At 63.3% G+C, this 13,051-nt stretch carries 13 protein-coding genes; 7 read left to right on the top strand and 6 right to left on the bottom strand.

Annotated features, from left to right (window positions below; all coding sequences use genetic code 11):
* Positions 1-215: 215 nt before the first annotated feature.
* The 6 genes from KJP29_RS02225 to KJP29_RS02200 all read left to right on the top strand — a co-directional run bounded on the left by KJP29_RS02225 (position 216) and on the right by KJP29_RS02200 (position 7,603).
* Positions 216-1,841, top strand: coding sequence for a peptide ABC transporter substrate-binding protein (locus KJP29_RS02225; protein ID WP_218461920.1), 1,626 nt, complete (start codon positions 216-218; stop codon positions 1,839-1,841).
* Positions 1,842-1,917: 76 nt separating this feature from the next.
* Positions 1,918-2,841, top strand: coding sequence for an oligopeptide ABC transporter permease OppB (gene oppB / locus KJP29_RS02220; protein ID WP_218461919.1), 924 nt, complete (start codon positions 1,918-1,920; stop codon positions 2,839-2,841).
* A gap of 9 nt (positions 2,842-2,850) precedes the next feature.
* A complete protein-coding gene (locus tag KJP29_RS02215; RefSeq protein WP_218461918.1) occupies positions 2,851-3,783 on the top strand; it encodes an ABC transporter permease subunit in 933 nt (310 codons plus the stop codon).
* 14 nt (positions 3,784-3,797) lie between these two features.
* Positions 3,798-5,651, top strand: coding sequence for a dipeptide ABC transporter ATP-binding protein (locus tag KJP29_RS02210; RefSeq protein WP_218461917.1), 1,854 nt, complete (start codon positions 3,798-3,800; stop codon positions 5,649-5,651).
* A 29-nt stretch (positions 5,652-5,680) separates the two neighbouring features.
* Complete coding sequence (locus KJP29_RS02205) at positions 5,681-6,724, top strand: trans-acting enoyl reductase family protein (protein ID WP_218461916.1); 1,044 nt, start codon at positions 5,681-5,683, stop codon at positions 6,722-6,724.
* Between the two features lie 102 nt (positions 6,725-6,826).
* The gene (locus tag KJP29_RS02200) at positions 6,827-7,603 is read left to right on the top strand and encodes a transglutaminase family protein (protein WP_218461915.1); all 777 of its coding nucleotides are present in this window, start codon (positions 6,827-6,829) and stop codon (positions 7,601-7,603) included.
* A 77-nt stretch (positions 7,604-7,680) separates the two neighbouring features.
* Here the strand turns inward: KJP29_RS02200 and KJP29_RS02195 are convergent, their stop codons facing one another.
* From KJP29_RS02195 to ectA, 4 genes are read right to left on the bottom strand one after another with little or no spacing between them, the layout of a single operon-like run.
* Entirely contained in the window at positions 7,681-9,114 is a 1,434-nt protein-coding gene (locus KJP29_RS02195) for an aspartate kinase (RefSeq protein WP_218461914.1), read from the bottom strand.
* 10 nt (positions 9,115-9,124) lie between these two features.
* The gene (locus KJP29_RS02190; protein WP_218461913.1) at positions 9,125-9,517 is read right to left on the bottom strand and encodes an ectoine synthase; all 393 of its coding nucleotides are present in this window, start codon (positions 9,515-9,517) and stop codon (positions 9,125-9,127) included.
* Between the two features lie 5 nt (positions 9,518-9,522).
* A complete protein-coding gene (gene ectB, locus KJP29_RS02185) occupies positions 9,523-10,824 on the bottom strand; it encodes a diaminobutyrate--2-oxoglutarate transaminase (protein WP_218461912.1) in 1,302 nt (433 codons plus the stop codon).
* A 45-nt stretch (positions 10,825-10,869) separates the two neighbouring features.
* Entirely contained in the window at positions 10,870-11,415 is a 546-nt protein-coding gene (gene ectA / locus KJP29_RS02180; RefSeq protein ID WP_255553426.1) for a diaminobutyrate acetyltransferase, read from the bottom strand.
* A gap of 239 nt (positions 11,416-11,654) precedes the next feature.
* On the opposite strand from ectA, the gene KJP29_RS02175 reads away from it, so the two are divergent.
* Positions 11,655-12,134 (top strand): MarR family winged helix-turn-helix transcriptional regulator, encoded by a 480-nt coding sequence (locus KJP29_RS02175; RefSeq protein WP_218461911.1) that lies wholly within the window; start codon positions 11,655-11,657, stop codon positions 12,132-12,134.
* Between the two features lie 38 nt (positions 12,135-12,172).
* Here KJP29_RS02175 and KJP29_RS02170 read toward each other — a convergent pair whose 3' ends face one another.
* Together KJP29_RS02170 and KJP29_RS02165 are read right to left on the bottom strand one after the other, a co-directional pair.
* On the bottom strand, positions 12,173-12,553 hold the full coding sequence (locus KJP29_RS02170) for a hypothetical protein (RefSeq protein WP_218461910.1): 381 nt from the start codon (positions 12,551-12,553) through the stop codon (positions 12,173-12,175).
* Between the two features lie 7 nt (positions 12,554-12,560).
* Positions 12,561-12,899, bottom strand: coding sequence for a YqjD family protein (locus KJP29_RS02165; protein WP_218461909.1), 339 nt, complete (start codon positions 12,897-12,899; stop codon positions 12,561-12,563).
* Positions 12,900-13,051 lie beyond the last annotated feature (152 nt).

Below are 13,051 nucleotides of genomic sequence, written 5' to 3'. Positions count from 1 at the left end.
AACGATTCGGCCTGCTTCAGGGCGCGCTGGCGGATGCGTCGACTTGCGGACGAAATGGTTCACGGAATTTGAGCAAATTTTCGCACGGTTTCCTCACGTCAGCCTTGCAATCGCTTGTCGGGACCTATTGTCCCGCTAGGATTGACCAATCGGAAAAAAGAATGGCCGGGGCCGAAACGCCCGGGACCCTTCACGAACACAGGGAGAAAACACTCATGAAACACACCACTCGCTTTGCTGTGGCGACGCTATTGTCGTCCACCATGCTGGCCGGGGTCGCCGTGGCCGCGAGCCACGTGCCCGAAGGCGTGACACTCGCAGATGATCAAACCTTCACTTATCGCGTCCTCGATGAACACTCCTCGGTCGATCCGCAGGTCGTCGAAGACGTCACCGGCTCGGAAATCGTGCGCGACCTCTTTGAAGGCCTGATGAACCAGGACGCCGACGGCAATCTCGTGCCGGGTGTCGCCACTGATTACGATGTCTCCGAAGACAAGATGACCTACACCTTCCACCTGCGCGAAGACGCCAAGTGGTCGAACGGCGACCCCGTGGTCGCGGGCGATTTCGTCTATGCCTGGAACCGCGCCGCCGATCCGGCGCTCGCCTCGCCCTACCAGTGGTTCATCGAACTGATGTCGATCGAAGGCGCGTCCGAGATCATCGCCGGAACCGCCGAACCGGGCACGCTGGGCGTGACCGCGATCGACGACCGCACGCTCGAGGTCAAGCTGACCGCCCCGCTCCCCTATTTCCCCTATATGACCACCCATGCCACGACTTTCCCCGCGCCTCAGTCGGTGATCGAGGAGTTCGGCGAAGACTGGACCAAGCCCGAGAACATCGTGTCGAACGGGGCCTACGTCCTGACCGAGCACCTGCCCAACGAACGCTCGGTGCGTGAACGCAACGAGATGTATTGGGACAACGAGAACACGGTCATCGAACGGACCGTGGCCCTGGTCATCAATGATGAAAACGTCGCCCTGACCCGTTACCTCGCCGGCGAGCTCGACCGCACGGAAATCCCGGCCGGTCAGTATCCGAAGATGGCCGAGGAATACCCGGATGAAGCCACGAGCTTCCCCCGTCTGTGTAACTACTACTACACCTTCAACGTCTCCGAGTCCGGCCCCGAGGCCTTCAAGGACGTGAACGTGCGCAAGGCGCTCGCCATGGCCGTGGACCGTGACATCATCGTGGAGAAGGTGATGCAGGGGGGCCAGCCGCCCGCCTATACCTTCACCCCCGCCGCCGTGGCCGGGTTCGAGCCGCCGGCACTCGAATGGGCGAGCATGACGCAGGCCGACCGTGACGCGATGGCCAAGGAGCTTCTGGCCGAAGCCGGGTATGGACCCGACAACCCGCTCGAGTTCGAGATGGTCTACAACACCTCGGACGACCACGAGAAGGTCGCGGTGGCCCTGAGCCAGATGTGGAAGTCGAAGCTCGGCGTTCAGGCCACGCTCGCCAACATGGAGTGGAAGGTCTTCCTCGAAGAGCGCGGCAACCAGAACTTCGAAATGGCGCGCGGCGCGTGGTGCGGCGACTATAACGAAGCCTCGACCTTCCTCGACCTGCTCGACAGCGAGTCGGGATATAATGACGGCAAGTACAACAACGCCCGCGTCGACGAGCTTCTGGAAGAGGCCAAGACGGCGGACGACACCGGCCCGATCTATACCGAGGTGGAACAGATCCTTTACGACGAAATGCCGGTGATCCCGATCTACCACTATGCCGGCGTCTACATGCTCGACACCGATCTGGGCAACTGGCCCGTCAACAACGTCGAGCAGAACTGGTACTCGAAGAACCTCTACAAGATCGCCGAGTAACCCCGCGTTGCTCGCATCCTAACGATCCGCGCCCCCGATCACCTCGGGGGCGCGGTCATCGGTATTGGAGCGCCCCATGCTGGCCTACATCATCAAGCGACTGCTGATCGCCATTCCGACGATCCTGATCCTGATCATCGCGTCCTTCTTCCTGATCCACTTCGCGCCCGGCGGTCCTTTCACGTCAGAACGGCCCCTGCCGCCTGCCGTGCTCGCCAATATCGAGGCGCGCTATGGACTCGATCAGCCGCTGTGGAAACAGCTCTGGGATTACCTGACCAATATCATCCTGCATTTCGATTTCGGCCCGTCCTTCAAGTTCAAGGACCGGGACGTGAACGACATCATCGCGCAGGGCTTCCCGATCTCGCTCACTTACGGGTCGCTGTCCTTCATCGCCGCCACGCTGGTGGGTGTCGGCCTCGGCGTCTGGGCCGCGATCCGGCACAACAGCTTCATCGACTATTTCGCCGTGACCCTGGGCATCGCGGCGCAGGCGCTGCCCAACTTCATCATGGGGCCGATCCTGATCCTGACCTTCACGCTCTGGCTGGGCCTGTTGCCTGGCGGCGGCTGGAACGGTGGCCAGTGGGAATACCTGATCATGCCGGTGATCGCGCTGTCGACGTCCTACATGGGCAACATCGCGCGCCTGACCCGATCCTCGATGCTCGAAGTCCTCAACTCAAACTTCATCCGCACCGCGCGCGCCAAGGGGTTGCCCATGCGCAGCGTGATCTGGAAACACGCGATGAAGCCGACGCTCTTGCCGGTGGTGTCGTATCTCGGTCCCGTGTTCGTATATGTGCTGACAGGGTCGGTTTTCGTCGACCTCTACTTCTCGACCGGCGGTCTGGGCCAGGCCTATGTCGGCTCCGCGCTGACCCGCGACTACGCCGTGCTTCTGGGGGTCACGATCCTCTACGGGGTGCTCACCGTCTTCGTGAACCTTCTCACCGACCTTGCCTATGCATGGTTCGATCCGAAAATCCGTTACTAAGGGGGCGACATGGCATTCGGAAGCTCCGCCAAGGCCGCGCAGATCGCGGATGAGGTCACCGACGTCCTGCCCGTCAAGGGCCGGTCGCTGTTTCAAGACGCCTACCGCCGGTTCATCCGCAACAAGGCCGCAATGGGTTCCGTCGTCGTTCTGGCGCTCATCGTGCTCTTCGTCCTGATCGGCCCGCTTTTCGCGCAATGGTCGAACGAGGAAATCGACTGGGAACGGATGGGCGACATCGCGGCCTCGGGCCAGCCTTCGATCGCGAACGGGCATTACTTCGGCTTGGACGAACTGGGCCGGGACCTTTATTCGCGCGTCATTCAGGCGACGCGAACATCGCTCCTTGTCGGCGTGGTGGGTGCGGCCACCGCACTCATCATCGGGACTGCCTTTGGACTTATCGCGGGCTATGTGGGCGGGCGGGCCGACAGCGCCATGATGCGCTTCGTCGATATCCTTCTGGCGATCCCGACTACGCTTATCATCATCCTCCTCATGGTCATCGCCGGGCGCAGCTTCTTCATGCTCTTCGTGGCGCTGGGGGCCTTCGGCTGGCTCACCATGGCCCGGATCGTGCGGGCCCAGACCCTGAGCCTCAAGAACCGCGAGTTCATCGAGGCCGCCCGCGCCGCCGGTGTGCCCGAAACCACCATAATGCTGCGGCATATCCTGCCCAACCTGATCGGGGTGGTGATCGTCTATGCCTCGCTCCTCGTGCCGGAGATGATCCTGACGGAAAGCTTCATCTCGTTCCTCGGTCTTGGCATTTCCGAGCCCTACACCTCGCTCGGCAAGCTCATCGCGGAAGGCGCTGGCACCATGGCCTATGGCACGACATGGCAGCTTCTCTATCCGCTCTTCTTCTATGTCGCGATCATCATCACGATGTTCTTCATCGGCGACGGTCTACGCGACGCGCTCGATCCAAAAGACAGGTAAGGGGGACCGCCACGATGACCGTTCTGTCCGCACGCGACCTCAGCGTCACCTTCCAGACCAACGATGGTCCCGTCCACGCCGTGAAGGGCGTGAGCTTCGACATCGCCCCCGGCGAATGCCTTGGCATTGTCGGCGAGTCCGGCTCCGGCAAATCGCAAAGCTTCATGGCCGCAATGGGCCTCCTTCCGCCCAACGGGAAGGCGACGGGGTCCGTCACCTTTCAGGGCAGCGAAATCCTGAACCTGCCGGTGGGCAAGCTCAACCGGCTTCGCGGCGCGGATGTGGGCATGATCTTTCAGGACCCGCTCACTGCCCTCACCCCGCATCTCAAGGTCGGCGACCAGATGGCCGAGGTCCTGAAGGTCCACCGGGGAATGTCCGGCGCGGCGGCGCGGCGCCATTGCCTCGACTGGCTCAACCGCGTGCAGATCCCGGAAGCGGAGCGGCGACTGGACCAGTATCCGCATGAGCTGTCCGGCGGCATGCGCCAGCGCGTGATGATCGCGCAGGCGATGCTCTGCGAACCCAAGCTCCTGATCGCGGACGAGCCGACCACCGCGCTGGACGTGACGGTGCAGGCCGAGATCCTCGATCTCATCGTCGAGCTGCAGCACGATCAGGGCACCGCCATCGCGCTCATCACCCACGACATGGGCGTGGTCGCGCGCATGTGCGACCGGATCGAGGTCATGCGCCTTGGCGAATACGTGGAGTCGGGCGACGTGATGCAAGTCTTCAAGGAGCCCAAGCACGACTACACCCGGCGGCTTCTCGACGCGATGCCCCGGATCGACGATCACGGCGCACCGGAGGGGACCGCACCCGATGCCGAGCCGCTTCTTTCTGCCGATGACATCAAGGTTCACTTCCCGATCCGCGTGAAGGGCGGCTTCTTCGGGCGGACCATTCCGCTCAAGGCCGTGAACGGCGTGACCTTCGACCTCGCACGCGGCGAGACGCTCGGCGTCGTGGGAGAGAGTGGTTGCGGCAAATCCACCATGGCCCGCGCCGTCCTGAGGCTCATCGAGCCCACGGATGGCTCGGTCACATGGCTGGGTCGCAGCCTTACGGCGCTGGACCGGCGCGAGATGACGAAATCCCGCCGCGACATGCAGCTCGTCTTCCAGGACCCGCTCGCCTCGCTCGACCCGCGCATGACCATCGCGGATTCCATCGCCGAGCCGCTCAAGACCTTCCAGCCCGGCCTCACCAAGTCCGAACGCAGGGACAAAGTCATCGCCATGATGAAGCGCGTGGGGCTCGATCAGACCTACTACAACCGCTATCCGCACGAGCTTTCCGGTGGCCAGAACCAGCGCGTCGGCATTGCCCGCGCCATGATCAACCAGCCGAAACTCATCATCTGCGACGAAGCCGTGTCCGCGCTCGACGTGTCGATTCAGGCGCAGATCGTGCAGCTTCTGAAGGATCTTCAGGCCGAGTTCGGCATGTCGATGATCTTCATCTCGCACGACCTCTCCGTGGTGCGCGCCATCTCGAACCGGATCATGGTGCTCTACCTTGGGCGGATCGTGGAACTGGGCAATGCGGGCGACGTGGTGGAAAACCCGTTGCACCCCTATACCAAGGCGCTCATATCGGCCGTGCCGATCCCTGACCCGGAACTCGAACGCTCGCGCGAACGCATCCGCATTCCCGGCGAATTACCCTCCCCGCTCGATCCCAAGGCGGCGCTTCGCTTCCTGCCCTCGAAGCTCGCCGCCGGCCAGGACGACTATACGCCCCGGCTCGAACAGGTGGCGCCGGGGCATTGGGTCGCCGAACATGATCCGCTGGAGGCGATCCTCGCCAGCGCGCCCGTCTCGGGCGACACGGTGAGCACCACCGTCACGGCACCACCGGCCTAGCGTCCCTCTGTCCCGAACAGGAGCACCTGATGCGCAAGATCATGATCTATGGAGCCACCGGATACACCGGCGCCCTTGCGGCGAGGCAGGCGGTGGCGGTGGGTCTTGATCCGATCCTCGCGGGGCGCTCGATGACTCGCCTTGCCCCGATCGCCGAGGAGCTTGGCTGCGAGAAAACGGCCTTCGCAGTCACCGACAATGCCGCCGCCCGTGAGGCGCTCGCCGATGTGGAGGCGGTCCTGAACTGTGCCGGGCCTTTCGCGGACACCTGGGAGCACATGACCCGCGCCTGTCTCGACACGCGCACCCATTACCTCGACATCACCGGCGAACCCGATGTGCTCGCTGGCTGCGCGTCGCTTGACGAGGCGGCGAAGGGCGTGGGCATCACGATCCTGCCCGGCGTCGGTTTCGACGTGGTGCCGACCGACTGCATGGCCGCGATGCTGGTCGAACGCCTGCCCGACGCGCAGGAGATCACGCTCGCCTTTCGCGGCGTCGGCCAGGCCTCGCGCGGGACCGCGACGACCGGCGCGCGGCATCTGGCGACGCCACCACAGGTGCGCCGGAACGGCCGCATCGAGGCGCGCCAAGGACCGCTTTCGACCGAGGTCGATTTCGGCCAAGGTCCGGAAGAGGTGATGGCCGTCTCATGGGGCGATATCGTGACCGCCGCCCATACCACCGGCGTCCAGAACATCGAGGTCTTCTTCCAACCCCCACCGGCCACGGTCGCGCTGCTCCGCCTGCCGCGCGTGGTGAAATGGTTCCTGTCCACACCCTTTGGCAAGCCCATCGTCAACGCCCAGCTTCGCAAGATGCCGGACGGGCCGGACGCGGAAGCGCGCGCCACGGGTCGCGCGCGCATCTACGGGCGGGCGGTAAATGGCGCGGGCGAGGTGGTAGAGCTTCGGCTCGAGACGATGGAGCCCTACGAGTTGACCTCGATCACCGCGCCGATGTTCGCGCAGGCTGCGGCGGACGGGCGCCTTCCGACCGGCTTTCAGACCCCTGCCCGCGCCTTGGGGTCGGAGTTCGTCCTGACCCTCGACAAATCACGGATGATCGGGTGACCGGGTGACGAGCCTGACACGAATACTCCCCTCCTGCTGGAACCCTCGTCCCCTTTGGCCCGTTGGCGTGGACAGGACCCTTTCCCCGAACATGGACCCGCAATGCGCCTCATCCTCGACGTTTCGCTTCAGTATACCTTCCCCGAACCCACGACCGCCCTTCTGGCCATCGAGGCCGCCCACACCGATGGGCAGGAGATCGTGACGGAGAACATCGCGATACAGGACGCCACGGTGACCCGCTTCATCGGGGATTCCGGCGTCGGCAACAGGCTCTGGGTCGACATCCCTGGCGCGGGGCTGACCCTGACCTATCATGCCGAGGTCGAAACGCCCCGCGCAAACCCGCCACTCGACAGCCTCACCGCGCAGCCCTTGAACCAGATCCCCGCCGAGGCCGCGCCCTATCTTCGACCTTCGCGCTATGTCCAGTCGGACAAGTTCGTGAGTTTCGTGGCCAAGAAGTTCGGGCATCTGGACGGCGGCGCCAAGGCGCAGGCGATCGTGGACTGGATCGGGCGGGAGCTGTCCTATGTACCCGGCAGTTCGATTGCGGACACAACCGTGCTCGATACCTTCGCTGGGCGGGAAGGCGTGTGTCGCGACTATGCCCATCTGACCTGCGCCATGCTGCGGGCGGCCAACCTTCCCGCGCGAATGGTCGCGGCCTATGGACCGGATGTGAACCCGCAGGATTTCCATGCCGTCGCCCAGGTCTGGCTCGATGGCGGCTGGCATCTGGTGGACGCGACCGGGATGAGCACGCCGGAAACGCTCGCCATCGTGGCGGTCGGACGCGACGCCTACGACATCGCCTTCATGACCTCGCTCGCGCCGGCGACGCTCGTTGAACAGAGGGTGCAGGTGTCTCGGGGATAGGCGGCACAAAAAGACGGGCGCCCGGTCCACCCGAGCGCCCGCATCACAGCCTGACAAGTCTTGAAGGAACCTTGGCGTCAGGCGGCGTCTTGCAGGTCGGCCTCTTCTTCCATGAAGGCCTTGTGAAGCGCGGCGATGGCGGCTTTCGCCTCGTCACGGTTCATGAGGAACTGCACGTCCACGTTGCGCGGCGTCGCATGGGCGGCGATGACGTCGAGCCCGGCTTGGTCCAGCGCCAGAAGCCCGCGGCCCAGCACCGACTGTTTGCGCAGATCGCGACCGACCGCCGAGACGATCGAGAGCGAGCGCACGCCGACGCAGGCGTTTGCATAGGCTTCCTTCAGGTCGGCTTCGACCCGCCGCACGGACTTGAGATTGCCGCGCAGGTAATGCGTGATCGTGTTGGCGTTCGACGTCTTCGAGACGATCCAGACCTTGTGACGCTTGAGCGCGTCAAGGATCGTCGCGTCGTAACCTTTGACGCCAACCATGTCCTGCTCGAAGACTTCGAGCGCGAAGACGTCGAGCCCTGTGACGATCTCCACGCCCGGTTTGTCCGCGGGCTTGTCGTCGATGAGCGTGCCGGGATCTTCCGGCTCGAAGGCATTGGTCACACGAAGCGGCACGTCCGCCTGGCGCAGCATCTTTGCCGCCGAGGGGTGGATGGCCTCCATCCCGAGGTTCGACAACTGATCCGCCACGTCATAGTTCGTGTGCCCGATCTTGCGCACCGCGCCGCCGACAAGGTTCGGATCGGCCGAGGACAGGTGGAACTCCTTGTGAATGATCGCCTCTTTCGCCTGCGTCAGCGCGGCGAGCCGGGCGAAGGTCACTTCTGAGTAACCCCGGTCGTATTCGCTCATCAGCCCTTCGCGGCACTGGGCATAGCCCGTGACGATGGGCATCTCCGCCGACACGTCGACGCCCTCGAGGCCCAGTGCGATCCGCTCGTCGAGCGTCACGTCACCTTCGTCGCGCCAACCCGACAGGTCCACGAACCGCGCGGCGACACCGGCCCGCTTCAGCATGAGCGCGGTGACATAGGCGGAATGCGCCTCGCCGAGACCTGACAGAAGCTCGCGCACCCGGCCCATGTGTTCGGACAGCCGGAAGTGGCCATAGGTGCAGAGCCGTTGCAGGTCGAAAAGGCAGGACCGCGCGCCCTCGATCCGGTCGCGCACGAAGTCCGTCGCGTCCGAAATGTCGGCAGGGTGGTCGAGCACGGCGCGATGCGCGTCTTCCATCGCCCGCCCGGTGCGCTTGAGTGCATCGAGCCAGCCGTGGTCGTCGTTGTCCTCGGCGAAGAGCGCATAGACCCCCTGCTCGCCTGACTTCTTGTGTTCGAGCAGCAGGTTGGTGATCCCTCCGAAGGCCGACACCACGAAGATGCGGTTGTAGGGGTCCGTGGCGCGGATGAGCAGGCTGTCACGCAGTTCGTGCACCCGGCTCATCGAGGTTCCGCCGATTTTCTCGACAGTATGATTTCGCTTGTTGATCTCGTCTTGGGTCATCTGGCCCTCCTTACGCCGCGTCCTCTGCGGGCGCGTAGGAGCCGTCTTCACGGTGCACCTCGGTCCCGGTTACGGGCGGGTTGAAACAGCAGGCCATGACCAGCTCTTCTTCCGCGCGCAGCGTGTGGTGATCGTGTTTGTTGAGCGCATACATCACGCCCGGCTTGATCTCATGCGTCTCGCCGGTGGCGAGGTCGGTGATCGATCCCTTGCCCGAGATGCAATAGACGCTTTCGAAGTGGTGCTTGTAGTGGAACGTGTGCTCCGAGCCCGTTTCGAGCGTCGTGATGTGGAAGGAAAAGCCCATTCCATCATCGGCAAGCAACATCCGGACCGAGGTCCAGCGCGCGTCAGCCACTTCCTTGTCGGTGTTTTTCAGTTCGTTGAAGTCGCGAATAAGCATGTCTGTCACTCCGCAGCGATTTTGTGATTGTCGGCAAGCGCGTCGCGGGTCGCATCCAGGAGGATGTTGAGCCCCCGCTCCAGCACATCGTTCGGGATGGTGAGCGCGGCGAGGACCTTGACCACCTCGTCCTCGGCACCCGAGGTTTCGATGATCAGACCTTTCTTGAAGGCCCGCGCGCAGATGTCGGAGGCAAGCTCGCCCGAGCCGACGTCCACGCCCTGCATGAAGCCGCGTCCCTTGAGCCGCGCACCCGGGATCAGCTTGGCGACTTCGGACAGCTTCTTATGCAGGGTCTCCGATTTCTCGGCGATCATGCCTTCCATGGCGACCTTGTCGGCCCAGAATTTCTCGAGCGCCACGCGGGCAGTCACGAAGGCATGGGTATTGCCCCGGAAGGTGCCGTTGTGCTCGGCCGGTTTCCAGATGTCGTGCTCGCCCTTGATGAGCAGGCAGGCAAAGGGAAGCCCGAAGCCAGAGAGCGATTTCGCCTGGGTGATCATGTCGGGCTCGATGTCCATATCCTCGACACCGAAGTATTTGCCGGTGCGGCCGATGCCCGCCTGTATGTCGTCCACGATGATCATCGCACCATGTTCACGGGCGAGTTTCGCGACACCTTCGATCCATTCGCGCGAGGCGGCATTGAGGCCCCCCTCGCCCTGCACGGGTTCAAAGATGAAAGCCGCCGGCGCGTCCATGCCGGAGGACGAGTTGGTCAGCATCTGTTCGATGATCGCGAGCGTGTCGACGTCGTCGCCGAATGCACCGTCATAGGGCAAATGCGTCACGTCGGTGAGCGAGCCGGTGCCCGCTCCGCCGCGCTTGCCGGCATTGCCAGTCAGGGCAAGTGCGCCCATCGTCATACCGTGAAACGCGTTGGTGAAGGCCACGACGTTGCGCCGACCCGTCACCTTGCGGGCGAGTTTGATAGCGGCTTCAACGGCGTTGGTGCCGGTGGGGCCAGTCATCATGATCTTGTAGTCGTCCATGCCGCGCGGCTTGAGGATGATCTCCTCGAAGGCCTTGAGGAACTTGGCCTTTTCCTCGGTAAACATGTCCAGACCATGCGCGATGCCGTCCGACGTGATGTGGTCGACAAGCGCCGCCTTCATGTCGGGGTCGTTATGGCCATAGTTGAGCGACGAGCAGCCCGCGAGGAAGTCGATGTAGTCGCGGCCGTTCGTGTCGGTCATGATGGACCCCTGCGCAGAGGCAAAGGTGGTGTCGAAGCTCCGGCAGTAAGAGCGGGCTTCGCTCTCACGGCGGGCAAAAACGGGGTCGTTGACGGACTTCTGGGTCGTCATGAGAATTCTCCAGTGATGTGAAAGGGACGTGCGGCGCGGCGCGAATTACGCGGCGGCGGCCAGCGGTTCCGGCAGCGTGATCGTCACCATATGTTCGGTGTCGTGACGTCCGCCGAAATGGTCGTCCTCGTGATAATGCGGATCGTCGGTCAACTCGCCACCGTGACGGCGGGCGAATTTCCGAAACAGCGCCCAGGAGGCGTCGTTATCCTCGGTGATCGTGGTCTTCATGCGGTCCACGTCGATGCATTCCTCGCGCTCCATGATCTCGTCGAGCATCTTGCCCGCGAGCCCCAGACCGCGTGCCTTTTCGCCAACGGCAACCTGCCAGACGAACAGCGTGTCTTCATTCGGGACGATGTAGCCGGAGATCCAGCCGACAACTTCACCGTCTTTCTCAGCCACGACACAGGTGTCGCGGAAATGGTCGCATTGCAGAAGATTGCAGTAGACAGAGTTTTCATCGAGCGGCTTGCACGCGCGCACGAGGTCCCAGATTGCGGCCCCGTCCTCGCTCACCGGCTTGCGCAGGGTGAGAGCGTCGGATCGGGGCGATCCGGTTCGGTCGGTGGAATGCATGAAGTCATTCATGTCTTTCATGGGTCAGTGCCTCCAAAGTTCCTTCGCAAACTAAACTAATGGATCGGCCATAATGTTTCAACCGTCTAAGGAAAATTCTGGAGAAACCCATGAATATCTGGCCTTTTTGCTTTGATAGGCTTCAGATAAGCACCGCATAACCTTTACTTATCTAATCTTTCGCCTATCTAAGGATCATGATTGATTCACTGCTCACCCTTGTGGCACCTATGCCGAAAGAGGGGAAAACCATGGACCGGACCGATGTCAGTCTGATCGCGCTGCGCCGTATCCTGCGCGCGACCGAGCTTTACGGGAAAGAGCTTGCCCAGGCGGCGGGTCTTTCCGCGCCGCAGTTGCGTGTGCTCCAGATTGCCGGGGAAGCGGGCTCTGCGACCCCTTCGGCCATTGCCGCGCGCATGGGGGTGAGCCAGGCGACGATCACGACACTCGTCGACAAGCTCGTCGCGAAGGCGCTCGTGTCCCGCGAGCAGTCCCAACGTGACCGGCGGCAGACGAACGTCACGGTCACGGCCGCCGGGCAAGCGGTGCTCGACGAGGCGCCGGACGCGCTTCAACAGCGGTATGTGCGCAAGTTCGAGGCCCTGGAAGACTGGGAGCAGGCGCAGATCATCGCCGCGCTCGAACGCGTGGCGGCGATGCTCGACGCAAGGGATATCGACGCGGCACCGGTTCTGCACCACGGCGATCTCAAGCACCACAAGCATTGAGGATAGGTTCTGGCCGCGGGCGGCACGATCCAGTTGGATCAGTGCTCCCGCCCACGGTGAAAGCCGTTGCGTGCCGCCGAACCCGCGTTCAGCCCGGACATGAAGGCCGCAGCGATTCCGCCCGCTTCCTCCAGCCCGCTCTTGTGACGGGGCGGCGTCGCCATCGCAGCGGCGACGTAGGGATCGCGCATCGGCACGCGGGGCCGCCGGATCGCAAAGGCGAATGCGATGAGTGCGAGGCCGGTATAGGCCCCGCCAATGACCAGAGCGGCCGTCAGCGTATCGGTCGCCTGAACCAAGCCGATCCAGGCCGCTACCGTCAGGAACGCGAGCCCCACCATCAACAGCAAAGCGCCCGCCAGGCTGAACGCGGCTCTGCGTGCAGCCAGACGAGCCTTCATTTCGATCGCGCCGAACAACAACGGCTTACTTCCGCGCGAAAAGGAGACCGGCGAGGAATCCGACGCCGGCTGCGATGCCGACGGCCGCAGCGGGATTCTCGCGCACCTGCGCTTCGGCCTGTCCGTAATACTCACGGGCCTGTGCGCCGGCTGCGTGGGCCGTCGAATAGGCGCTCTCCTTGGCCGTGTTGGCGGCTTTCGACGCACGCGCACGGGCTTCAGTTCCGGCCTCGCGGCCAAGTTTTCCAAGGGTGGCGGTCAGCTCCGAAACATCCGATTTCAACGCGGCGATCTGGGCCTCGAGCTCCTTGACGCTCTTGTCCATGCCGTTCGAGGGCTTCGCAGTTTGGGTGGCGGTTGCCATGTAGAAACTCCTTAAGGTGTCTGTCCTTTGGCCATAAACGCAATCCCCCGCGCGGCTGTTCCGAAGCGCCCGAGATTCTTTTTGGCGGAACATTTCCATGCCGCAGGCGGTTTTCTTCTCAATCACCGTGCCCGTGCGGCACATCGCAAATC

Source organism: Maritimibacter sp. DP1N21-5 (assembly GCF_019218295.1).
Classification (GTDB): Bacteria; Pseudomonadota; Alphaproteobacteria; order Rhodobacterales; family Rhodobacteraceae; genus Maritimibacter.
This window is presented reverse-complemented; position numbering and strand designations above follow the sequence as displayed.

What these genes read in the sequence shown, in the direction of transcription:
- oppB (WP_218461919.1), top strand. Translation starts at nt 1,918, where the DNA reads ATGCTGGCCTACATCATCAAGCGACTGCTGATCGCCATTCCGACGATC.
- KJP29_RS02205 (WP_218461916.1), top strand. Translation starts at nt 5,681, where the DNA reads ATGCGCAAGATCATGATCTATGGAGCCACCGGATACACCGGCGCCCTT.
- KJP29_RS02195 (WP_218461914.1), bottom strand. Translation starts at nt 9,114, where the DNA reads ATGACCCAAGACGAGATCAACAAGCGAAATCATACTGTCGAGAAAATC.
- ectB (WP_218461912.1), bottom strand. Translation starts at nt 10,824, where the DNA reads ATGACGACCCAGAAGTCCGTCAACGACCCCGTTTTTGCCCGCCGTGAG.
- ectA (WP_255553426.1), bottom strand. Translation starts at nt 11,415, where the DNA reads ATGAATGACTTCATGCATTCCACCGACCGAACCGGATCGCCCCGATCC.
- KJP29_RS02175 (WP_218461911.1), top strand. Translation starts at nt 11,655, where the DNA reads ATGGACCGGACCGATGTCAGTCTGATCGCGCTGCGCCGTATCCTGCGC.
- KJP29_RS02215 (WP_218461918.1), top strand. Translation starts at nt 2,851, where the DNA reads ATGGCATTCGGAAGCTCCGCCAAGGCCGCGCAGATCGCGGATGAGGTC.
- KJP29_RS02200 (WP_218461915.1), top strand. Translation starts at nt 6,827, where the DNA reads ATGCGCCTCATCCTCGACGTTTCGCTTCAGTATACCTTCCCCGAACCC.
- KJP29_RS02190 (WP_218461913.1), bottom strand. Translation starts at nt 9,517, where the DNA reads ATGCTTATTCGCGACTTCAACGAACTGAAAAACACCGACAAGGAAGTG.
- KJP29_RS02210 (WP_218461917.1), top strand. Translation starts at nt 3,798, where the DNA reads ATGACCGTTCTGTCCGCACGCGACCTCAGCGTCACCTTCCAGACCAAC.
- KJP29_RS02165 (WP_218461909.1), bottom strand. Translation starts at nt 12,899, where the DNA reads ATGGCAACCGCCACCCAAACTGCGAAGCCCTCGAACGGCATGGACAAG.
- KJP29_RS02225 (WP_218461920.1), top strand. Translation starts at nt 216, where the DNA reads ATGAAACACACCACTCGCTTTGCTGTGGCGACGCTATTGTCGTCCACC.